Source organism: Streptomyces mutomycini (assembly GCF_001700505.1).
Taxonomy (GTDB): domain Bacteria; phylum Actinomycetota; class Actinomycetes; order Streptomycetales; family Streptomycetaceae; genus Streptomyces; species Streptomyces mutomycini.
This window is the reverse complement of the sequence record NZ_MAPV01000195.1, coordinates 1-21,443: the sequence shown is the minus strand read 5'-3', so window position 1 is coordinate 21,443 and position 21,443 is coordinate 1. Positions and strand designations below refer to the sequence as shown.

Below are 21,443 nucleotides of genomic sequence, written 5' to 3'. Positions count from 1 at the left end.
TGTCGCCCTCGCGCAGTCCGCTGCCCTCCAGTGTCTGCAGGCCCTGTTCCCACCAGGCCACCGAATGCGGACTGCGCGAGGGCGACAGGATCTCCGTGATCCTCCTCGTGTCGGGGTTCGTACGTAACGAGGCCCTGCTGATGAGCGACCTCACGGCCGCCGTCGAGGCGAAGGGGGTCTCCGCGCAGGAGGTGATGGCGCGGTGGGAGAGGACCGTGCGACGGCTCATCGATCCCGTTCGCCATCCTGCGCTGTCCCGGCTGCTGGACAGCGAGGTCATGAGCGAGCCGGACGAGCCCGACTACGACTTCGTGTTCGGTCTCGAACGGGTGCTGGACGGGGTCGAGGTGTTCATCGGGAAGGGCGCTGAATCGTGAGCGCGGAAGGACGCGGCCCGCGCCGGGGCGGAGGCAGCTCCGCCCGGACCAAGGCCCTTGCGAACGGCTCCCCCGAGCGCTCGGCGTACACCATCCGCTCCTTCACCTCGCTCAGTGTGCGAGGCCGGTAGCCAGGGCCGCCGGAGCACCAGCTCCTGTGAAAACGGACGCCTGCGTTCAACAGCACCGAGAGCGCACGCCATGCCGCGGTGTCCCGTCGGCGGGGGGCCGCGAAGGCGGACCCGACGTGGATCAGCGCCCCGGTGCAGCGGGGGCAGACGCGGTCCGCCCGCTCCGGGTCGTAAGGCTGCTTGTACGAGGCGCGGCACGGCAGGCAGACGTACGAGGTCTTGGGCTCAGGCATGCGGCCAGGTTAGGCCGCGCGGCCCGGCTGTTCTACCGGTTTACGCGGCACCTGCCCGGCTGTTCGACTGTTTACGCGGCACCGGCCCGGCGCCGTCCCATGACCGCGGCGGGCGTCTCCTGGAAGCGGTACGGGGCGTGCGGCTCACGCACCCCGGCCGGCTTCGCGGGCCGCGTGTTCCAGCCTGCTCCGGTGGCTCTCCCAGTAGGCCGCGTCGCCCGGCGGCATGCTGTCGTTGTCCTCGCGCATGCCCACGGCGCCGTCGATGAGTTCGCGGAGGATGTCGGCGTGCCCGGCGTGCCGCTGAGTGTCGGTGATCACGCGTACGACCGCGTGATGCAACGTCACCTTTGCCCTGTGGTCCGGCCACCACGGCACCGTGCCGACCGTGTCGAGCGGCAGGGCCTCGATCGTGGCGTCCGCGTGTGCCCAGGCCCGGTGGTAGAGCGCCACGATCTGCTCGCGTGGCTCGTCGGCGGTGGCCCACATGTCGGCATTGGGGTCGCCCCCCTCGTCGAGCCACGGCAGCGGCTCACCCGACGGCCGGGCGAAGGTGTCGCCGAGGTAGCCCAATTCCACACCGGCCACGTGCTTGACGAGGCCCAGGAGGTTCGTGCCGGTCGGTGTCAGCGGGCGTCGTGCGTCATATTCCGATAGCCCGTCGAGCTTCCACAGCAGGGCGTCACGAGCCGACTGCAGGTAGACGTGGAGGTCGGCCTTGAGGCTGGCGTCAGTCATGGGACCAGTCTGCCGCTGGAGTTGCCTCTGTCCGCTGCCTTTTCCTGCCGGTGGGCAGCCGACTTCCATGGCGGGCACCACGGGGTCGCCCCTGTGCTGACCTACGCATTCGGTCACGCGCCGCGCCCGGACTGCGGCGTGCCCCGGCCCTGGGCGTACCGCGCGTGCATGACGTCGAGGGTGCCTGCGCAGTGGAGGGTGCCGTGCCTACGCGCTCGGGATCTCCGTCCTTCCGCTTCGGGCCGAGACCGCTGTGTCCCGCCGACGTACGACTTGACGCATGAGCTGAGCTCGAGGTCGAGCTTGCAGGAACAGGTTTCAGGCATCCGACGGGGGCGGCGGCGTCAGACGCTCGGCCTGCTCCAGCCAGTCGGTGTACCAGCGGGCGAAGGTCACCGGCTTCCCGTTGGCGTCGAGGCAGGGCGCCAGATCGACGTCGTCCGCACGGTCATCCGACCAGATCGTGCCCCGATGAACGCCACTGATGATCAACCACTCCCGCCGGGCACAGCCCAGATGAGAGATCACGACGGCGCCGACGGTGCGCCCCGGGGCGAACATGAGGGCGTCCCACCGCTCGTCCCACGCTTCGATGGCGTCGTCGAAGTCCTCGATCTCGTCGAAGTCCTCTTCCTCGGGGCGCTGGGCCTGGAGATCGTCAAGACTCCTGGGGTCCGGCCCCTGCTCCGGGAACGGCTCCGCGAGCGCGGAGAGGTCTGCCAGGTCGGCTCCGTCGCCCTCCCAGCGCCAGCGGCTCTGTGCGCGCCGCACGGGAAAGAGGCCGTAGGCCGGCCCCGCGCCGCCCGCGGCGACGCGGAGGAGGAAGGTCCGGTAGTCCTCGGGCAGCCTCACACCTATCTGGCCTTCGAGTCCGGCAAGCTCCTCCTCGGTGAGCGGCTCGTCCAGGGCCCACCGGTGCCAGAGCGCCCCGAAGACTCCATTGCACGCCGGCTGAGTGCCCAACGCCGCGACGCGGTCCCGTACCCCTGCCCACTGATCATTCATGCGCAGACCGTACGTGGCGCCGCTGACACCGGCGTCGCCCGCGTGCCACCTGGGACGCCGACCCTCACGAGTCCCCAACGGCATGCACGCCCGCGGCCCACGCCTGCGAAGTGCCGACTCTCGCCAGCAGTCACAAACGGGTGGGCGGGTGGCACGGAACACTATTGCAAGCATGCGCTTGCAATAGTTAGCAAGAGTGGTGCACCATCGAGGCATGGCATCACTCAACGTCGGCAATCTCGGCGAGTACCTGCGTGAGCAGCGGCGTAACGCGCAGCTCTCCCTGCGGCAGCTCGCCGACGCCGCCGGGGTGTCCAATCCGTATCTCAGCCAGATCGAACGCGGTCTGCGCAAGCCGAGCGCCGAGGTGCTGCAGCAGGTCGCCAAGGCCCTGAGGATCTCGGCCGAGACGCTCTACGTGCGGGCCGGGATCCTCGATGAGCGGGAGCGGGAGGAGCTGGAGACGCGGGCGGTCATATTGGCCGATCCGTCGATCAACGAGCGGCAGAAGAACGTGCTTCTGCAGATCTACGACTCCTTCCGCCGGGAGAACGGTTTCGAGGTCGCGCCCGACACCGGCAGCGAGTTCTCCGGCGCCGCTGAGGCGGAAAGCGGAATCGATGCCGACGCGAAAAGCGGCGCCGAGGAAGCGAATGGCGCCGTTCCGGATGCCCGCGGCCCCCGCACGGCCGGCGGCAGTGATGCAGACCCACCAGCTCCACCAGCGAACTGACTCCGATGATCCGGGAGGACCACAGTCATGGCCATCACCGATGACCTGCGTAAGACCCTCACCGACCCCACCCCCCTCTACTTCGCCGCCGGCACGGCCGACCTCGCCGTGGAGCAGGCGCGCAAGGTGCCTGCCCTGATCGAGCAGCTGCGGGCCGAGGCGCCCGAGCGGATCGAGGCGGTGCGCAACACCGACCCGAAGGCCGTGCAGGAGCGGGTCACCACGCAGGCCAGGGAGGCTCAGGCCACCGTGCAGGCGAAGGTGACCGAGGTCTTCGGGACGCTGGACACCGACCTGAAGAAGTGGGGCGAGACCGCCCAGGACCTGGCGCTGCGGAGCGTCGGAGTCGCCGCCGAGTACGCGGTCCGGGCCCGGGAGACGTACGAGAAGGTCGCCGAGCGCGGCGAGCAGAGCGTACGGACCTGGCGTGGCGAGACGGCCGACGAGATCGTGGAGATCGCCGCCGTCGTCGAGGCGGAGCCGAAGTCCGTGCCGAAGCAGAAGTCGGAGGCGGCGGCGAAGCCGGCGACTCCCGCCAAGCCCGCGGGCTCCGTCAAGCCGGCGACTCCCGCCGTGAAGAAGCCCGCGCCGAAGGCCGCCGAGTCCAAGGCCGCGCCCGGCCCGACGGCGAAGAAGCCGGCACCCGTGCGCAAGCCCGCGGCGAAGAAGACGACCCCGCCGTCCGCGAAGTAGGCGGAAGCGGTTCCGGGGGCGCGGAAGCGGTTCCGGGATTGCCGGGGGAGCGGGCCGGGCACCTTTGGGGGTGCCCGGGTCGTTGTCCCGGTACCTTGGCCGCGAGGCGCTCATCCACTGACTAGGCGGTGCTCACCGTGTTGCTCGAAGCATTCGGCTCATTCCTCCAGCTGCTGTACCTGGCCATGCTCGTCCTGGCCGTGGTCGCGCTGGTCTTCGCCGTGACGGCGCGCGAGGACGCCTACCGGGCCGCGGACAAGCAGAAGAAGTCCTTCTGGCTGATCATCCTCGGGGTCACCGTCTTCGTGAACCTCGTCATTCCGATCCTGTTCCTGCAGATCGCGGGCGTGATCGCGTCCATCGTGTTCATGGTGGACGTGCGGCCGGCGATCAAGGCCGTATCGGGCGGCGGCAGCGGCCGTCGCGGCGGCTCCAGCAGCGACGGACCGTACGGCCCCTACAACGGCGGGCGCTGAGCGCCCGCGGGCGAGGCGGCACCGGGGCGGGAGCGCGACGCGTTCCCGCCCCGCCGGCGTATCCGGGCCTCGTCGCGTTCCAGCAGCAGGACCGCCACGTCGTCGGTCAGCTCGCCGCCGTTCAGCTCCTGCACCTGCGTGACCGCGGCCTCCAGCAGGGCCTCGCCGCCGAGGCCCTGGTCCAGCTGCCCGTTGATCATCGCGACCATGCCGTCCTGCCCCAGCCGCCGGGTACCGTCCCCTCCGACGCGCCCCTCGATCAGACCGTCGGTGTACATCATCAGGCTCCAGGAGCCGCCCAGCTCGACCTGCCGGCGCGGCCACCGGGCGTGCGGCAGCAGACCGAGGGCGGGTCCGCCGTCCTCGTACGGGAGCAGGTGCGCCGCCCTTCCCTGCCGGGCGATCAGCGGCGCCGGGTGGCCCGCGATGCACAGGCCGGCGCGGCGGCCGTCAGGGGCGATGTCGACGGTGCAGAGCGTCGCGAAGATCTCCTCGCTCTGCCGCTCGTGCTCCAGGACCTGCTGCAGCGTGGAGAGCAGGGCGTCGCCGCAGAGCCCGGCCAGCGTGAGCGCCCGCCAGGCGATCCGCAGCTCCACGCCGAGTGCGGCCTCGTCGGGGCCGTGTCCGCAGACGTCGCCGATCATCGCGTGGACCGTGCCGTCGGGCGTGCGGACCGTGTCGTAGAAGTCCCCGCCGAGCAGGGCGCGGCTACGGCCCGGCCGGTAGCGGGCGGCGAAGGCGAGGTCGGAGCCGTCGAGGAGCGGGGTGGGCAGCAGCCCGCGTTCCAGCCGGGCGTTCTCCTGGGCGCGCAGCCGGGACTCGGTCAGCTGGTGCTGGGCGGTGTCGGCACGCTTGCGCTCCACGGCGTAGCGGATGGCGCGGCTGAGGAGGCGGCCGTCGAGTTCGCCGCGGAAGAGGTAGTCCTGGGCCCCGACGCGTACGGCCTCGGCGGCCCGCTGGGCGTCGTCCTCCGCGGTGAGGGCGAGGACGGCGTGGCGCGGCGCGATGCGCAGGACGTGCTTGAGGGTGGCGAGGTCGTCGGTGAGGCCGGTCTCGCCTTCCGCCCGGGCACCGGCGGGCAGGGAGGCCGCCGCCAGGTCGAGGTCGAGCAGGATGCAGTCGACGTCGTCGGTGAGCAGCCGTCCGGCCTCGGTGAGGTTGCGGGCGGTGCGGACGCGGACCCGCGCTCCGGTGGTGGACGACAGGTCGGGAACGGCGAAGGTGCCCGCAGGGTCGTCCTCGATCACCAGGAGGGTGAGGTCGGCGCCATGGGTGGTCTCCGCAGCGGGAACGGCACGTTGCTGCGGTACGGGTACGGGCATCGGTTTCGGGTTTCCTTCCCTCCCCCCGAGGGCGCGGCGGGACGACGAACGACGAACCGCCGACGGGGACGATAGCGGTCCGCAGCAGGGGAACGGAATGGCGCCAGGCGATCATCCTCAGCCGGATGCGCGGCCATAAGCCGCGTCTGACCACGGATCCGGCGTGATCGGCGCCCACGAAACGGACATGAGGTCATGACGAACATCACGCGCCCGACACGGATCGTTCACACGAACGGATCGCGCACGAACGCCGGGGCGGCCTCCGGCGAGGAGTGCGGTGCGCGTCACGTGCCGTCCTGCTCCACCGGACGTCATGTACCGCCCTCCGCGGAACGTGATGTGCCGCCCCGGCACCGGGCGTGATGTGCCGCCCCGGCACCGGGCGTGATGTGCCGCCCGGCACCTGGCGTGATGTGCCGCCCGTCACGCGGCTACCGCCGCGCTCACGGCGCCTACTTGTCCGGCCGGACCACGCCGAGGATCCGCATCGAGCCCGCTCCCGCCAGCGTGACATGCCGACCGGGCCGGGGGGCGTGCACGATCGAGCCGTCGCCGACGTACATCCCGACATGGCTGGCGTCGCTGTGGTAGATGATCAGGTCGCCGGGACGCATGTCCTGGAGGGGGACGCGGGGCAGCTGCCGCCACTGCTCCTGCGAGGTCCGGGGGATCGGCTGCTTCGCCGCCGCCCAGGCCTGTGACGTCAGCCCCGAGCAGTCGTACGAACCGGGGCCCTCCGCTCCCCACACGTACGGCTTGCCTATCTGCGCGGTCGCGAAGGCCACTGCCCGCTTGCCGGCGGCGCTCGCCTCGCGGTTGATGTCCTTGAGCGCGCCGGAGGAGAGCCAGGCGGCCTGCGCCGTGGACGCGGCGTCCTGCTCCAACTGGAGGAGCCTGGCGCGCTCTTTCTTCGCCAGCTGCGATTCGAGCTTCTCCGCCGCCGCGATCTGGGCGTCGATGCTCTTCTTGGCCTTGGCCTGCTTGACGCGGTTGGCCTCGATCTTCTCCCAGTTGAGGTTCGCGTCCTTCGTGTAGGTCTCCAAGTCCTCCTGGGCCTGCTCCAGTTCCGCCAGCATGCCCTTGGCGGCCTGCTGGCCCTGCCTGGCCTGGTTGACGCCGTCCATGAAGAGGTCCGGGCTGCCGCTCAGCATCAGCTGGGCGCCCGGAGGGAGCCCGCCGGTGCGGTACTGCTCGCGGGCCTGGGCGCCCGCCCTGTCCTTCAGCTCGGCGATCTCCGCCTGACCGTCGGCGATCGCCTTGGTCAGCCGCGCGATCTCGCCGGACTGCTTCTCGGCCTGCTCCTCGGCGAGGTTGTACGCGTCCGTGGCCGCCCCGGCCTTGCGGTAGAGGGTTTCGATCTCCTCGCGCACCTCTTCGAGGCTCTTCTTCCCGGCGGCGGGAGCCGTGGCGGTCGGACCGGGCTCGGGTACCGGGGCGGCCATGGCCTGGACCGGCGCGGTCAGCAGGGCCAGTGCGCAGACCAGGGTGGTCGCGGCAGCGGCACAGTGGCGTCGGTTCACAAGCTCCCCCTCCGGGCGAATGGCAACGAAAGCCGTATCGCGTACATCTGACTTACCGTCAGTAACGTTCGTGTGACGACGTGATGGTGCCATGTCGTCCCGTAAAGCAACAGAGGTCCGCGTCCCACTCACCGTCACACAGGGGGACGAACGGTGATCCGCCGGTGTTCCCGGCCCCGGTCACGTTCCCCCGATCGATACCGCGTGTACCGCTTGGCGCCGCTCATCCCGCCACGGGCCGCAGCGCGGACCAGCGGACCGTGATCTCGCCCTGCCGCCAGCGCCGTACGCCGTCCGTCAGGGGCCAGTCGGCGGAGACCGCCCGGACCGCGGCGATCCAGCGCTGCCGTGCGCCCAGCGAAGCGTACGGGGAGGCCGTCGCCCAGGCGCGGTCGAGGTCCCGCAGGAAGGCGTGCACCGGTTCACCCGGCACATTGCGGTGGATCAGTGCCTTCGGGAGGCGCTCGGCGAGGTCCGAGGGGCGCTCCAGGGAGCCGAGCCGGGTCGCGAAGGTGACCGTGCGCGGCCCCTCAGGGCCGAGGGCGACCCATACGTGCCGGCGGCCGATCTCGTCGCAGGTCCCCTCGACCAGCAGCCCCCCGGGTGCCAGCCGGGCGCACAGCCGCTGCCAGACCTCTGCGACCTCGCCCTCGTCGTACTGGCGCAGGACGTTCGCGGCCCGGATGAGGACTGGCCGGACGGACGTGGGGACCTCGAAGCCGCCGTGCACGAAGGTGAGGCCCTCGCGCTCGTACGGCTGCGCCGCCGCGACCCGGGCGGGGTCGATCTCGACGCCCACGACGGCCGTGCGCGGCTCGGCGGTGCGCAGCCGCTCCAGCAGTTCGACGGCGGTCCAGGGCGCGGCGCCGTAGCCGAGGTCGACCGCGACGGGCGCGTCGCTTCGGCGGAGGGCGGGGCCGTGAGTGGCGGCGATCCAGCGGTCCATGCGGCGCAGCCGGTTGGGGTTGGTCGTCCCGCGGGTCGCGGTGCCGATGGGGCGCTGGTGCATGAGAGCGAGCGTATGCGAAGCGCCGGCGGGCACACGCGGGCCACCGGGGCGTGCCCGGCGCATTCCGACGCGCCGGAGGGAACGCAATGATTTGGCAAAGTGGAAATGAAAGGCCGGGCTCCACTGTTCTCGCCTGTCAAGGGGCCGTGTGCCCTGTACGTGCCATGCCCTGTGTGAGGAGGAGCGGAACTGTGAGCCAGTACGTCTCCCGGCTCGGCAGCAGTCTTGCGGCGCCCCGCATCCGCTTCCCGGGCGGTTTCGCCGGGCACCGCAAGCCACGCCGTGTCGCGATGCTCTCCGTGCACACCTCTCCGCTGCACCAGCCCGGCACCGGCGACGCGGGCGGCATGAACGTCTACATCGTCGAGCTGGCCGCGCGCCTGGCCGCGATCGGCGTCGAGGTCGAGATCTTCACCCGGGCCACCACCGGCGGGCTTGCCCCGACGGTCGAGATGGCACCCGGAGTCCTCGTCCGGCACGTCGACGCGGGCCCGTACGAAGGCCTCGCCAAGGAGGAGCTGCCCGCGCAGCTCTGTGCCTTCACCCACGGCGTGATGCAGGCCTGGGCGGGGCAGCGCCCCGGCTACTACGACCTGGTCCACTCGCACTACTGGCTCTCCGGGCAGGTCGGCTGGCTCGCCGCCCAGCGATGGGGCGTGCCCCTCGTCCACGCCATGCACACCATGGCGAAGGTCAAGAACGCCGCGCTCGCCGAGGGTGACGCCCCCGAGCCCGCCGCGCGTGTCATCGGCGAGACCCAGATCGTGAACGCCTCCGACCGGCTCATCGCGAACACCGCCGGGGAAGCCGACGAGCTCATCCGCTTCTACGACGCCGACCCGGCGTCGGTCGCCGTCGTGCACCCCGGGGTCAACCTGGACCGGTTCCGCCCCGGCGACGGCCGCGCGGCGGCCCGCGCCCGTCTGGGGCTGCCGCAGGACGCCCTGATACCGCTGTTCGCCGGCCGTATCCAGCCGCTCAAGGCCCCGGACGTGCTGCTGCGCGCCGTCGCCGTGCTCCTGGACCGCGACCCCTCGCTGCGCTCACGCATCGTCGTACCCGTCGTCGGAGGGCCCAGCGGCAGTGGGCTCGCCAAACCGGAGGGCCTGCAGAAGCTGGCTGCGCGCCTGGGCATCGCCGACGTCGTACGGTTCCAGCCGCCGGTCGGTCAGGACCAGCTCGCGGACTGGTTCCGGGCGGCGTCCGTGCTGGTCATGCCCTCGTACAGCGAGTCCTTCGGCCTCGTCGCCATCGAGGCCCAGGCCGCCGGCACGCCCGTCGTCGCGGCTGCGGTGGGCGGACTTCCCGTGGCGGTACGGGACGGCGTCAGCGGCTTCCTGATCCCGGGCCACGATCCGGAGGCGTACGCACAGGCGCTCGGCCGGTTCGCGGACAGCGCCGAGCTGGCGGGCCGGATGGGCGAGGCCGCGGCCTCGCACGCCCAGTCGTTCGGCTGGGACACGGCCGCGGCGGCCACCGCCGATGTGTACACGGCGGCCATGCACGACCACCGGCGCCGCGCCCGCTCGCACCACGGCTGAGCGCCCCGGGGCGAGCGGCCGGGCAGAAGCGCCCCGGGTGAGCGCCCCGGCGCATTGTCGTACGCTCGCAGCATGGCTGACGTATCGGACGAGGCAGCAGCGGCGCAGGTCATCGAGACGACCCTGAACGACGCGGAGCTCGAATGGGAGAACCCCGAGCCCGGCACCTACGTCGTGAAACTGCCCGGTACGCGCAAGCTTTCCACGACCTGCTCCCTGCGCGTCGGGCAGCATTCCCTCTCCCTCAACGCGTTCGTCATCCGTCACCCGGACGAGAACGACGCGGCCGTGCACCGCTGGCTCCTGGAGCACAACCTGCGTCTCTTCGGCGTGAGTTACGCCATCGACCAGCTCGGCGACGTCTACCTCGTCGGCAGGCTCCCGCTGTCGGTCGTCACGCCCGAGGAGCTCGACCGGCTGCTGGGCGCGGTCCTGGAGGCGGCGGACGGCGCGTTCAACCCGCTGCTCGAACTGGGTTTCGCGAGCGCGATCCGCAAGGAGTACGCCTGGCGGGTGGAGCGCGGCGAATCGACCCGCAACCTGGACGCCTTCGCGCATCTGACGCAGCGCCCGTCCTGAGCCGACGCCCGCCCGGTCTGAGCCGGCGCTCGTCCTGAGGCCCCTGCCGGCAGTCGGCTACAGCGCCTCCAGCGCCGCGACGAGCCGCGGCGCCACCGCCTTCCAGGTCCCCGCCGACGCCTCGGGCCCCGCGGCCCGGGGCACGGTCTCGGTGAGCATGATCAGGTAGAGGTAGGCCCGGTACAGGTTGAGCCGGCGCCGCAGGGACGAGGTGAACACGACCGGTACGCCCGTGGCGGACGCGTATCCGGCGAGGAAGTCCCGGTCCGTCTCCGGGTCGTCGAACAGGGACGTCGAGACGAAGTCGGCGACCGGGTCCCCCCAGAACATCCGCTCGCCGTCGATGATCCCGCCGATGCGCCGCGCGCCGGGCACTTCGGTGACCAGGACGTTTCCCTGCCACAGATCGAAGTGGACCAGGGCGGGCCGGGTCACCTCGTCGAGTACGTCCGATGCCCCGGCGAGCACCTCACGTATCTGGTCCACGGGGCGCGGAAGCCTCACCCCGTACCTCTCCGCGTCAGCGAGCACGGCGCCGGTCATGTCGGCGAACGCCCCGCGCCAGGTGGGGGAGAGCGGCCCCAGGGACTCGCCGGGATACCCGAAACCGGCCGGACGCGTGACGCCGTGCAGCCGCCCGACGATGCTCCCGAACTCGGCACGCAGCGCGCGCGTCTCGCCGGCCGTCAGTTCGTCGCCGACCGCGCTCCATGGCTGCCCCGGGCACGCGGTCATGATCACGTACGCCCCGCCCGGCGCCTCCGGGTCGAGCTCGCTGTGCACGACCTGCGGGATCGTGGCGTCCCCTGCGGCGACTGCGTAAAAGGTGACCTCGTTGACGAGCAGGCGCTGTTCGTAGCTCAGTCCGGTGCCGTTCGCCGGAGGGATCTTGACCACCCAGTCCGTGCCGTCCGCGAACGTCACGCGGGTGACGGCGTTGTACGTGCCTCCGGCGAGCGACTCGAGGGACGCGGGCTCGTGCGCCCCGACGGCTTCCAGCACGGCTCTTGTCGCGTCGACGGACACGGACGGGGCCCCCCAAGGCTCGGCTGCGGAGAAGACCGCCACACAGGTGCTTCACAGAGTGATCACGACGGAGTCACGATCACATCCCGTGACCGTCGGGGCGATCATCGGACAGGTGTCCGATCGTAAAGTGTGTCGCATCGCGAGAGCCCTCCCTTGCCGGCCCTGATTGCTCGGCAGGGCAGGGCTGTTGCTCCTTCGGACGGAGAGTTGAACGAACCATGCGCGTCACCCTCGTACGCCGTACCGCCCTCGCCACCGCCGTGGCTTCCCTGACCCTGCTCGCCACTGCCTGCAGCGGCTCCGCCTCGGACGCCAAGGGCGACGACACTGCCTCGGCGGGCAAGGATGATGCCTCCGCCAAGCCGGCCGCCGTCAAGGCGCTGACCTCGGCCGAGCTCGAGAAGGTGTCGCTGGAACAGGGCGACGTCGCGGGCTACAAGATCTCGAAGACCGGCCCCGAGGACATTGCGCAGCCCGGAGACGTCACCGTCGACAAGAAGGAGTGCGAGCCCATCGGCTTCGCCTTCTACGGGGTCAAGCGGGGAGACCCGGTCGGGAACGCCGGGCGCAAGGCTGTCCAGGAGCCCAAGAAGGACGAGTCCGCCGACCCCGAGGACCTGCTCGCGGGCATGCTCGATGTGACGTCGTCGCTGGTCACGCTCGCCTCGTACGACGGTGACGGCGCGGCGAAGAACTTCGCCGAGCTCCGCGCCTCCGCTGCCGAGTGCGCGAGCGCTGGGTTCACCATGTCCATGAAGGGCTCGAAGCAGAAGATCACGAAGCTGACCGAGGAGAAGGCGACCGGCGGCGAGGAGGCCCTCGCCTGGCGGGTGCAGATGGGTGAGGGCGACGAGGCGGCCCCCTTCAAGCTCATGAGCGTGCGTCAGGGCGGCACAATCGCCACGTTCTTTACCCTCAACCTCGGCAAGACGGGTGCGGACGCCGACTTCGAGCAGCCGACCGCGGTGATCGACGCCCAGGTCAAGAAGCTCGGCTGAGACGCCCACCACCTCTCCGGGTCACGGCAGCGGTACGAGCCTGACCACGGTGACCGTCAGCACGGACCCGGAGACGTAGTACAAGACGATGGCGCCGGACACCGTCGCCTCGCGCCGGTCGCGTTCGCGCTTCACGGCGGTCGAGGCGTGTCCGTAGGGATCCAGGGCCAGGGTGCGCGCCATCTCGTCCCGGAACGAGTCGCCGTCGCGCATCTTGGCCAGGCTGTCGTCGGCTGGCGGTGCGAAGGAGATACGGAAGCTCAAGCGACGTTCCGCCTCTCGGCCTCGTCCTGCGCCAGCCGGTCCAGGATCTGCTCGGCCTCGGGGTCGGGTACGGACTCGAGCATCCAGTGCCGCATCACGGCCTGGATCTCGTGCACCCCGGCCTCGTTGATCGCGTGGTCGAACTCCTCGCGTCTCTCCTCGGGCAGGGCGGCACGGATCGCCGGAATGCTGTTGGGCACCTCCACCTCGGTGCCGCCGACGAACGTCTTCAGAGACTCGCCCATGACCGCTCTCCCCGATCTCCTTGCCCTCCGAGCCTGCCTGCCCGCGCCGCCGGGGTGTGCATCTGGGTAACGGGCGGGCGTACGGACCACGTTAGCCGGTGGCCCGGCGGGGCCGGGTGACCGCTCCGTGGGGAGTCCGGCGAGGCAGGGGGCGAACTGGGCGCCTGTCGTTGCGGTGGGGAGCTCAAATCGAGCCAACAGATATGGGGCGTCGCGTCGTTGGAGAGGCGAAGTGCTGCTGCGGTCGCCACCCCAGACCGGCAACCGGGCCCCGTGCCAGCGCTGTTGTTCGTACGCCGGCACAGGCCCCGCCCCCGCAGAGGGCTGCTATCTGTTGATGGAAGCGGGTCGCGCAGCTGAGAGCGTTCGTCACGGTTGCTGACCGAGAAGACCCGCCGCAGCAGGTCGGACCGTGTCTCCCGGCGACGGTGCGCCGCTGTCACTAGTGTGGCTGCGCAACACGTCCACGTTTTCGCAGGCTTTGGCGAACGGGGCTGGTCATCCCATGTTGCGAGGTAGTTTTGTCAGAATGCGAATTCTGCCGCATCGGAGCAAGAGAAGCGCCGGCGGAATCGGTATACGAGGATGCCGAAAATGTGGCCTTCTTCCCTCTCCGTCCGGCAGCCATAGGCCACACGCTGGTCATCCCGAAATCCCATTACACCGATCTCTTCGACCTGCCGGGGCCGCCCCTGGCCAGCCTGATGCAAGCGGTTTCGACTGTGGGGACCGGGCTGCGCGCGGCACTGCGGCCGGACGGCATGAACGTCATCAGTTCTGCCGGGGCAGCAGCGTCGCAGACCATTCTTCACGTACACGTTCACCTGGTTCCGCGCTGGCACGATGACCGTTTCGGGAGCATCTGGCCGTCCAGCGGGCCAACGGTCGGCGAGGAAGTCGCTGACCGGCTGCGCCGGGAGCTCAGGAGATCAGAGCCCTGACCACTCCCCACCCGATGAACACCACATCGATCAGCGCGATCATTCCGTAAAAGTTGACCACCGTGTAGGAACGGACGACCGTGAGCCACGGTACTGCCGAGTGGTACGGCTGCACGTTCATCGAGAAGAGTTCGACGCCGGTTCCCGGTCTGCGAACGTCGTCGTAGAGCTTCCTGAACAGTCTTTCCTGGCGCAGGAAATAGCTGTCGAGCAGCCCGAACCCTACGATCGGTATCAGCCCGGCCGCCGCCAATGGCCAGCCCGGACGGCCCGCCAGTACGCCGAAGAAGATTCCGGCAACCGTCAGCGTCCAACCTTTGATCAGGAAGGATCCGTTACTCAGCCGGGATATTACTGCCTGGAGGAATTCAAGATGCTTGATCGCTTCAGGCGTGATGGTGGCGGTAGGCGCTGAGGCCGGCGAAGTCATTACACCTCCGTCTGGTCGCAAGCGCGTGCGCTCGCCTCCTGGTTGGCAAGCGCACGCGGAGATCACGATTCGTCTCGACAGTATGCCAACTGGGCTGTCGACGGCAGGGGTTAACTACGTTGCGACCTGGGCATGCCAACCGCAGGGGCGTGGTCCGTCACGGTAACAGGAGCTTACGAGGGGGGCACGAGCGTGCAGGGGCATCAGGAGCCGACGCTGGCGGCCAACGGATTCGCACGGTTCTCACTGTCGAGGGAATTCGAGCCGGACCTCATCGACACCTGGCTCGGAGAGTTGCAGGGGGAGTTCTCCGACCTCCCGCCGGACCCCTACGGAGATCCTCTGCTGCACCGCTACCGTCGGCACTCCTGCGCGGTGCTTCTTCCCTGGGAGAGGAAGCTGCACTGGGTGCCCAAGGTCAGCGACCCCCGGCTGGGCGACGTCACCCACTACTTCCAGGGTGGCTACAACCCGGAGCACAGGGGGATGGACCGGTTCTTTCCAGCTATCTCCGCGCGAGCCGAGTCCAATCCCCTGCTGGAGCGGATCGTCCTGTTCGATTTCGCCCAGACCTGGTGGAGCGATCAGGAGCGGAATCTGCCCATGCACGTGGGTGTGCACTTCATCAAGCTCTCCGTCGAGGACGGTGAAGGGACGGCCGTGTCCTCACCGAACTTCCTTCATCAGGACGGCGAGCCCTTCCACTTCGCCCACCTCATCTACAAACGGAACGCCATCGGCGGAACGAACTACGTCGCAGACGTGGCCTGCTCGGGTAGCGACCCGGGTGAGGTGTCCCCCGAGCTGTTGAAGGCGTCCTTCGACCTGGAGGAGGCACTGGAGTCCTACGGCATCCATGACGAGCGGGTCAGCCACCACGTCAACCCCATCCGTCGGGGTGACGAGTCATGTCCGGGTGAACGTGCAGTTGTGCTGGTCGACATCACCCCCATGGTCAAGACCGTTTGAGGTCTCAACAGGGCCGAAAGAGAGGCTCTGCGGGTCCCGCCCCGACCACTACAATCGCGCCCACCACCGACTGCGCCATGCGGTGGGGTGCCAGGGATTCCGCGTCCCTCACGGGGGCGATCCGGATGTGAGAGCCATGTCGATCGATTACCTGTTCAGTACGTATCACGCACCGTTGGACGATTTCGTCGACCGGACGCGGGAAGTCAGCAGGCTCCTCACCTACGTAGAGTCGGGCTGCAGAGTCTGTACGGTGCACGGGCTCGGGGGTGTGGGCAAGAGCGCGTTGGCTTTCCGACTTGCACACGCCGAGGCCAAGGCACCGAGACGGACCATCTGGGTATCGCTGACGAACGCGCCGTCTGTCGATGAACTGCTGAACGGGCTTCTCTCGCTGTTCCCCGACAGGGACACCCGGTCGAACAGGACGCCCACCGAGCAGCTCATCACGTGTCTGACCAACGAAGCATGCTTCGTCGTTCTGGACAATCTTGAGGTGCTGCTCGACTCCGAGCGGTTCTCCAACGAATTCCGTCCGGCCTATGAGGACTACGGCACCCTGCTGAGCTGTCTGGCCTCGGATCCGCACCGGTCGACCGTGCTGATCACCTCTCGTGAGAATCCCTCCTTTCTGCGGGAGAGAAGCACCACGGTGCGCACCCTCCACCTCCAGGGTCTGCCGAAGGTTCCCGCCCGGACGCTGCTGGCCCGCCGAGGACTGCGCGGAGATGTGCGACTCCGCGGAGATCTGGTCAGCAAGTACGACGGAAACCCGCTGGCGATCCAGCTCGCCTCCGATCTCATCCTGGACATACACGACGGGAGCATCGCGCGGTTCATCGAGTCGGGCGAGTTCGTCTTCGGGGAGTTGGAGGGGCTCTTTCATCAGCATTTCGAGCGGCTGACGAGCGAAGAGCGCATGGTGTTGTTCCGCCTCGCGGCGGCTCGCAGACCGCTCACGGTCCGTGAGATCTCCGCCGATTCACGCGCCGGATCGGGTACGGCAGGAACCTCGTTGCAACGGCTGCGGCGCAGGTCGCTGATCCAGGAGAGCGAGGGCTGCTTCTACCTGCAGTACATGATCCAGGAGTTTGTCACCGCCCGGTTGAACCTGGACTGCTTCCAGGAAGTCCTCACCGGCCGGCCCGATGTCCTCTGCCGGTTCGCCCTCGTGGACGCCGGAGCCCCGGAACACGTACGTGAGGCCCAGCGCCGGTTCCTTTCAGGGCCGATGATGAACATGCTGCAGGACCGGCTCGGCTCGGCCACCCAGGTCGCGCCGCGTCTCCTGGCTCTGCTGGATGCCTCCCGGATCGGCAGCGACGCGTACGGCACCTTCCTGGCCGCGAATGCCTTGTCCGTCCACCACGCGTGGACCAGCGACCTGTCCGGACTCGACCTGTCACGGCTCGTGCTGCGTCGACTGGACCTGTCCGAGCTGCGCCTCTCCCATGCCGACGCACGTCAGACGGAGTTCGCAGGCTGCCGGTTTCCCGGGATCTACCACTACGTCTTCGCGCTCGAATTCTCCCCCGAGGGGACTGTCGCGGCCATCGGTCAGAGCGGTGGTTCCGTGATCCTGGTCAACGTGCCGGACGGCACAAGGCTGCGTACGCTGCCCTGGCAGGCGGACTGGATCAGGGCAGTCGCCTACTCACCGGACGGCAGCCGACTCGCGTGTGCCGACGAGCGTGGCCGGCTGCGGGTCTGGGATCTGGCGACGAATCTGCCGACCGACTTCGCCGGTCATGACCGGCAGACTCGCAGTGTCGTCTTCTCCGCCGACGGACGCACCCTGTTCAGTGCGGGGGAAGACCGGCGCATTCTCGCCTGGTCCGTGGTCCCGAGAGAGACGGAACCGCAGGTCCTGTGCCGGATGGACGCGGAGATCTGGAGCCTGCACAGCGCACCGACCGCCCCTCTGCTCGCGGCGGCCTGTGACGAAGCATGCCTGCGCGTCTGGGACACAAGCACCGGTGAGGAAGTCATGCTGGCGGGCGGCGAGCGGGTGGCCGGCCGATGTGTGAAATTCTCGACTGACGGCAGGCACGTCTTCGTCGGCTGCGATGACGGAGTCATCCGGGTGTGGAGTATGGAGAGCCGCAGTCTTGTCGCCGAGTTGCCGGGGCATACATCATCGGTATGGGCGTTGGCCGTGACCAGGACACCATCGGGCGACGTACTCATTACTGGCAGCCACGACGAGACCATTCGCGTATGGAGTATTGCGGACCCTTCTGCGGCCCGCTGCGAACGTGTGATCAGCAGCCTCAACGGGCCGGTCTGGCCCGTCGCCGCCGACAGCGACGGACACTACTTTGCCACCGTCGGACGGAACTCGACCATTCGTTTCTGGGACGTCGCCAACGCCGAGTGCCTGGAAATTCTGTCTGGCAGTTCTGGGACCCTGCTCGGTGTGGCCTCCTCACCGGACGGTCGCCTGATCGCCTCAGGAGGCCACGACCAGATCGTCCGTGTCTGGAATCCGGACACGGGCGAGTGTCTGGGAGAGCTTCGCGGCCACACCGCGGGGGTCCGCGCCCTGGCTTTCCACCCCGAGGGTGAGTTACTGGCAACTGCGGGAGAGGACTGGGACGTTCGCCTGTGGGACCTGACGACCAACCAACTCTCCGCCGTGCTGACAGGATCACGCAACTGGTTGTGGACTGTCGTGTTCGAACCGAATGGCCACAGCGTCGCAGCCGCGGGAGCCGACGCGATCATCAGGATCTGGGACGTCCAGGGGCGCGGTGGCGTGCAGACCCTGGTCGGTCACGAGGCTCGTGTGCGTGCCGTCCAGTACACGAGTGACGGACGCCGCATGGTTTCGGTGGGTGAGGACGGGCAGACCAGACTCTGGGAGATCGCAGCCGGCGAGTCGGAACTGCTCGGCATCGTCGAATGCCATGTCACCAGCGTCTGCGTCCTCGACGACCGCATGTGCGTCACTGGTGGCAGTGATGGAATCCTGCGGGTCTGGGACCTGGAGTCCCGAACGCTGCGAGGGCAGACGAGGGGCCACAGCGGCGCGATCCTCTCAATTCTGGCCCAGCCGGGCGGCACCACCTTCGTGAGTGCCGGCCAGGACGGCTACCTGCGTAGCTGGACATCGGAGGGACTGCGCCTACGGGACGTCTCGCCCACCCCCAGCGGCACCATTCGATCGATCGCATGGCACGCCGGTGGAACACACATCGGGGCCGTCGGCAGCGATGAAGCCATTCGCAGTTATGTGTACCCGGATCTCGGCGAATCCGAGGTCATTCGGGTGGCACGGCAGTTCGAGGGATTCGACATCAGTCGCTGCCGAGGCATCACCCCCGCCGAACTGAGTTCGCTGACGGCCCTGGGAGCAGTCGAGTCCCACTTGCCAACCTCTTCGGTGGTGGCGCAGCGGGCCACCGTTCCGCCTCCGACTCCCGAGCCGCAGCCTTCGCCGCTGCCGTCCTCCACTCGCCGCGCGAGAATGTTCATCTCCTACTCGCACCGCGACGACGAACTGCGCTCGCAACTGGAGAAGCACCTCAGCTTGTTGCGATGGCGCGGACTGCTCGACTCCTGGTCGGACCGGCAGATTCGGGTGGGAGAGGAGTGGAGCGGGGCGATCGACGACAATCTGGAGTCGGCGGACATCATCCTCCTGCTCGTCAGCTCCGACTTCCTGGCTTCCGACTTCTGTCGGGACATCGAGATGCGCCGGGCCATGGAACGCCACCACGAAGGAACCGCTCGCGTGGTTCCCGTATTGCTGAGGGCCTGTGACTGGCACGGGTTCCCTTTCGGCGCACTTCAGGCGCTGCCGCGCGACTGCCGGCCGGTCACCGCGTGGCCGAACCCGGACGCGGCCTTCACCGACGTCGCGGTATGGCTACGTATCGCGCTGGAAGACATCGTGCAATCACCCCGTGAACACGGGACATCCACGGAACGGACCGAGCCTTGACCCTCGACTTCTCGCACCTTCAGGGAGCACCCAGCGCCCTGCTCCTGATCGACCCGGAGGAAGTTCCCAGCAGCCTGCGATCGCGCCTGGATTCCCTGGTGCGCCCGGTATGGCGACCGGACGGAGACGCCGCAGGGGAGGAGTTCGGCGTGCTCGTCACCGCCAATCGGGACCTCGACGGACCCACGCTCGAGAAGCTCCCGAACCTGCGTCTTATCGTCACCACGGGCACCGCCTACGACTACGTCGACATCGCCTACTGCGAGGCGAACGGCATCATGGTGTGCAACACACCGGGCTACACGGGTTCCTCGGTGGCTGAGCATGCCGTCACGCTCTATCTGGCCGCCAACCGCCACCTCACCGCCCTCGATCAAGCGGTGCGCACCGGAGCCGCCACCTCTGAGTATCTTTCCCTCGAAGTCGAGGGGAAGACCGCCGGTGTCATCGGCGCGGGCGACATCGACACACGCATCTGCGCGATCGCCCAGGGGCTCGGGATGCGCGTCCAGTTCGCCAACCGGAGTACCAGGATGATCCAGGGCGCCACACAGGTCGGGCAGGAGGAACTGCTTGAAGCCGCCGACGTGGTGTTCCTGTGTCTGCCACTGACGCCGGAAAGCCACCATCTGCTGAACCGGCGGACATTTGCTCTGATGAAGCCTACGGCGTACGTCGTCAACATCTCCTCGGACGAACTCATCGATCCACAGGCGCTGGCGGACGCTTTGCGTGACGGCACCATCGCCGGAGCGGGCCTTGATGTCATCGGATCGCCGGCTCCCTACGCCGAGCTTCCCAACACCGTACTGACACCTGCCCACGGCTGGTACACAGCCGAGAGTGTGCACCGACGAGCGGATACATGGATCGGCACGATCGAAAGTGCGCTGGCGGGCCGACCGGCCCACCGGATCGTCTGACTGGGGGGTTGGAATGAGCGTTTCGCCTGCGGAGCTACTGCGCCTGCACCGTGAGCTGGACAGAACCTCGCGAACCAAATCCGGGCGTTTCCTGTCCGGCTGGCAGACCACGCACCCGTACGCGGGCCAGTATCTCAGCGGCTCGCATGTGGTGGCCCAGGACCCCGGAGCGCTCCAGAATTACAACTTCCTCTCCGATTCGACCTCCTTGACCGATGCCATCTCGGCCTTTCACGCCAGGGCGGACGGTGTGACCTACGAGCGGGACGCCGTGTATGTGTCCAGCGGGTCCAGCCCGCTTCTGCTGGGCTCTTTCCTCGCGCTGAAGGAGATGGGGGTGGAAGAGGTCTGCTACGTGCCGCCCGTCTACTACTCCTGCTATTACTTCTGCGATTCGCTCGGTATCCCCATGCGCCAAGTCAGTGCCGACCTCTTGCACAGTGAGACCGCGGAGCTCGACCTGCCGGAACGTAGGTCTGCTCTCGTGCTCTGCGACCCGATCTGGGTCTTCGGCACCACGGTGCACGAGCGGCAGATCGAGAGGATCGCGCAGTGGCAGCGCCGTACGGGCTCCGTGGTGCTGGTGGACGGGACGTTCCAGTACACGCGTTGGGATCGTTCCTCACGTGGTGAGTCGACATCCCGTCTTGATCCGGATCTCACGTTCCGCCTCGTGTGTCCGACCAAGAGTCTGGCCGTTCACGGGACACGGTTCGCCTACCTGCTGCTGCCGCCGGAACTCCGGGAAACGGTCCGCTACGCGTGCGCGAACATCACCGGGGCGACTGGTGCAGCCAACGAACACTTCGCGCGCCGGATCATGGAGGTACTCGACTCGGACGATTCGAACGACGCGTTGGTGCGGCACATTCAGGGGCAACGGGACCGGCTGCTCGACAGCGGCGTCATACGTGAGGAAGCAGCGCCGCCGCAGGCGGGCTACTACGCCTTCGCCGTGCTGGACGACGCGTCGATGAAGGAGGCCATCGTCATGGATCAGCGCTTCTTCGGTCTCGACGGCTTCGACAAGCATGTGCGGGTAAATCTGCTCTATCCGGGTTGGCCGCAACCCTGAGAGCACAGTTGGGCCTCTTCAGCGGTTCTGTTACCACCAGATGGTGTGTGTCTGTGCGAAGTCACTGGAGACGATGAACGGGGTCCAACCTCGGGCGCGTGACCACCTTGGCCGATGCCCCCCGATCACCTCACGGCCCAGCGCAGCAAAGAGCCCCCCACCTGGCGGAAACCCGCAGGTGGGGGCTTCTTCGGCCCTGCATACTTCTTCTTGCCCTGGGCCTGGGGGCCCGTTTTCGCCCCTGGTCAGCCCCACCCGCCCTCCCC

The 21,443-nt window shown here is 68.6% G+C and carries 22 protein-coding genes; 12 read left to right on the top strand and 10 right to left on the bottom strand.

All coding sequences use genetic code 11. The features are described from left to right. Positions 1-377: TetR/AcrR family transcriptional regulator C-terminal domain-containing protein (locus BFF76_RS25230; protein ID WP_208604882.1), on the top strand; the 377-nt coding region annotated here is incomplete at its 5' end. Here the strand turns inward: BFF76_RS25230 and BFF76_RS34075 are convergent. From BFF76_RS34075 to BFF76_RS25220, 3 genes are all read right to left on the bottom strand, one after another. Continuing rightward, positions 352-741 carry a deoxyxylulose-5-phosphate synthase gene (locus BFF76_RS34075; protein ID WP_079122483.1) on the bottom strand — a complete coding sequence of 130 codons (390 nt, stop codon included), beginning with the start codon at positions 739-741 and terminating at the stop codon, positions 352-354. The two genes, BFF76_RS25230 and BFF76_RS34075, sit on opposite strands and share 26 nt — an antisense overlap. A 144-nt stretch (positions 742-885) precedes the next feature. Next, entirely contained in the window at positions 886-1,479 is a 594-nt protein-coding gene (locus tag BFF76_RS25225; protein WP_031093886.1) for a DinB family protein, read from the bottom strand. Positions 1,480-1,797: 318 nt separating this feature from the next. Continuing rightward, complete coding sequence (locus BFF76_RS25220; protein WP_065849122.1) at positions 1,798-2,484, bottom strand: SMI1/KNR4 family protein; 687 nt, start codon at positions 2,482-2,484, stop codon at positions 1,798-1,800. A 214-nt stretch (positions 2,485-2,698) separates the two neighbouring features. Between BFF76_RS25220 and BFF76_RS25215 the strand changes: the two genes are divergently transcribed. From BFF76_RS25215 to BFF76_RS25205, 3 genes are all read left to right on the top strand, one after another. Further along, positions 2,699-3,217: a helix-turn-helix domain-containing protein gene (locus BFF76_RS25215; protein WP_031093504.1), complete on the top strand. Its 519-nt coding sequence runs from the start codon at positions 2,699-2,701 to the stop codon at positions 3,215-3,217. Positions 3,218-3,244: 27 nt separating this feature from the next. Next, positions 3,245-3,910: a pseudouridine synthase gene (locus BFF76_RS25210; RefSeq protein ID WP_031093502.1), complete on the top strand. Its 666-nt coding sequence runs from the start codon at positions 3,245-3,247 to the stop codon at positions 3,908-3,910. 137 nt (positions 3,911-4,047) lie between these two features. Next, complete coding sequence (locus tag BFF76_RS25205; protein WP_031093499.1) at positions 4,048-4,386, top strand: DUF2516 family protein; 339 nt, start codon at positions 4,048-4,050, stop codon at positions 4,384-4,386. Here BFF76_RS25205 and BFF76_RS25200 read toward each other — a convergent pair. From BFF76_RS25200 to BFF76_RS25190, 3 genes are all read right to left on the bottom strand, one after another. Next, on the bottom strand, positions 4,368-5,708 hold the full coding sequence (locus BFF76_RS25200) for a PP2C family protein-serine/threonine phosphatase (protein WP_065849121.1): 1,341 nt from the start codon (positions 5,706-5,708) through the stop codon (positions 4,368-4,370). The two genes, BFF76_RS25205 and BFF76_RS25200, sit on opposite strands and share 19 nt — an antisense overlap. Positions 5,709-6,163: 455 nt before the next feature. Next, positions 6,164-7,231: a C40 family peptidase gene (locus tag BFF76_RS25195; protein ID WP_065849120.1), complete on the bottom strand. Its 1,068-nt coding sequence runs from the start codon at positions 7,229-7,231 to the stop codon at positions 6,164-6,166. Between the two features lie 223 nt (positions 7,232-7,454). Then, positions 7,455-8,240 (bottom strand): class I SAM-dependent methyltransferase, encoded by a 786-nt coding sequence (locus tag BFF76_RS25190; protein ID WP_053930724.1) that lies wholly within the window; start codon positions 8,238-8,240, stop codon positions 7,455-7,457. A gap of 191 nt (positions 8,241-8,431) precedes the next feature. Between BFF76_RS25190 and mshA the strand changes: the two genes are divergently transcribed. Continuing rightward, a complete protein-coding gene (gene mshA, locus BFF76_RS25185) occupies positions 8,432-9,781 on the top strand; it encodes a D-inositol-3-phosphate glycosyltransferase (RefSeq protein WP_053930672.1) in 1,350 nt (449 codons plus the stop codon). Positions 9,782-9,853: 72 nt separating this feature from the next. Then, positions 9,854-10,360 (top strand): type III secretion system chaperone family protein, encoded by a 507-nt coding sequence (locus BFF76_RS25180; RefSeq protein WP_031093488.1) that lies wholly within the window; start codon positions 9,854-9,856, stop codon positions 10,358-10,360. A 57-nt stretch (positions 10,361-10,417) separates the two neighbouring features. On the opposite strand, the gene BFF76_RS25175 is transcribed toward BFF76_RS25180, so the two are convergent. After that, positions 10,418-11,386 carry a phosphotransferase family protein gene (locus BFF76_RS25175; protein ID WP_065849123.1) on the bottom strand — a complete coding sequence of 323 codons (969 nt, stop codon included), beginning with the start codon at positions 11,384-11,386 and terminating at the stop codon, positions 10,418-10,420. Between the two features lie 221 nt (positions 11,387-11,607). Between BFF76_RS25175 and BFF76_RS25170 the strand changes: the two genes are divergently transcribed. Further along, positions 11,608-12,387 (top strand): hypothetical protein, encoded by a 780-nt coding sequence (locus BFF76_RS25170; RefSeq protein ID WP_065849119.1) that lies wholly within the window; start codon positions 11,608-11,610, stop codon positions 12,385-12,387. 21 nt (positions 12,388-12,408) lie between these two features. Here the strand turns inward: BFF76_RS25170 and BFF76_RS25165 are convergent, their stop codons facing one another. Both BFF76_RS25165 and BFF76_RS25160 read right to left on the bottom strand, forming a co-directional pair. Further along, a complete protein-coding gene (locus tag BFF76_RS25165) occupies positions 12,409-12,651 on the bottom strand; it encodes a hypothetical protein (RefSeq protein ID WP_031093485.1) in 243 nt (80 codons plus the stop codon). Beyond that, positions 12,648-12,896: a hypothetical protein gene (locus tag BFF76_RS25160; RefSeq protein WP_031093484.1), complete on the bottom strand. Its 249-nt coding sequence runs from the start codon at positions 12,894-12,896 to the stop codon at positions 12,648-12,650. Before BFF76_RS25160 ends, BFF76_RS25165 begins: the two co-directional genes overlap by 4 nt. A 521-nt stretch (positions 12,897-13,417) precedes the next feature. Between BFF76_RS25160 and BFF76_RS25155 the strand changes: the two genes are divergently transcribed. Beyond that, complete coding sequence (locus tag BFF76_RS25155) at positions 13,418-13,837, top strand: HIT family protein (RefSeq protein WP_208604881.1); 420 nt, start codon at positions 13,418-13,420, stop codon at positions 13,835-13,837. On the opposite strand, the gene BFF76_RS25150 is transcribed toward BFF76_RS25155, so the two are convergent. Next, positions 13,818-14,267: a hypothetical protein gene (locus tag BFF76_RS25150; protein ID WP_053930668.1), complete on the bottom strand. Its 450-nt coding sequence runs from the start codon at positions 14,265-14,267 to the stop codon at positions 13,818-13,820. The two genes, BFF76_RS25155 and BFF76_RS25150, sit on opposite strands and share 20 nt — an antisense overlap. Before the next feature lie 192 nt (positions 14,268-14,459). Between BFF76_RS25150 and BFF76_RS25145 the strand changes: the two genes are divergently transcribed. Genes BFF76_RS25145 through BFF76_RS25130 form a run of 4 tightly spaced genes read left to right on the top strand, consistent with a single transcriptional unit; the run spans position 14,460 to position 21,177 of the window. After that, positions 14,460-15,236 carry a 2OG-Fe dioxygenase family protein gene (locus BFF76_RS25145; RefSeq protein WP_065849117.1) on the top strand — a complete coding sequence of 259 codons (777 nt, stop codon included), beginning with the start codon at positions 14,460-14,462 and terminating at the stop codon, positions 15,234-15,236. Continuing rightward, positions 15,184-19,179 (top strand): TIR domain-containing protein, encoded by a 3,996-nt coding sequence (locus tag BFF76_RS25140; RefSeq protein ID WP_244167342.1) that lies wholly within the window; start codon positions 15,184-15,186, stop codon positions 19,177-19,179. Before BFF76_RS25145 ends, BFF76_RS25140 begins: the two co-directional genes overlap by 53 nt. Beyond that, positions 19,176-20,102, top strand: a complete 927-nt coding sequence (locus BFF76_RS25135) for a 2-hydroxyacid dehydrogenase (RefSeq protein ID WP_065849115.1) — start codon at positions 19,176-19,178, stop codon at positions 20,100-20,102. The genes BFF76_RS25140 and BFF76_RS25135 overlap by 4 nt, the downstream gene beginning before the upstream one ends. A 13-nt stretch (positions 20,103-20,115) precedes the next feature. Then, positions 20,116-21,177, top strand: a complete 1,062-nt coding sequence (locus BFF76_RS25130) for a pyridoxal phosphate-dependent aminotransferase (protein ID WP_065849114.1) — start codon at positions 20,116-20,118, stop codon at positions 21,175-21,177. The last annotated feature ends 266 nt before the right edge of the window (positions 21,178-21,443 follow it).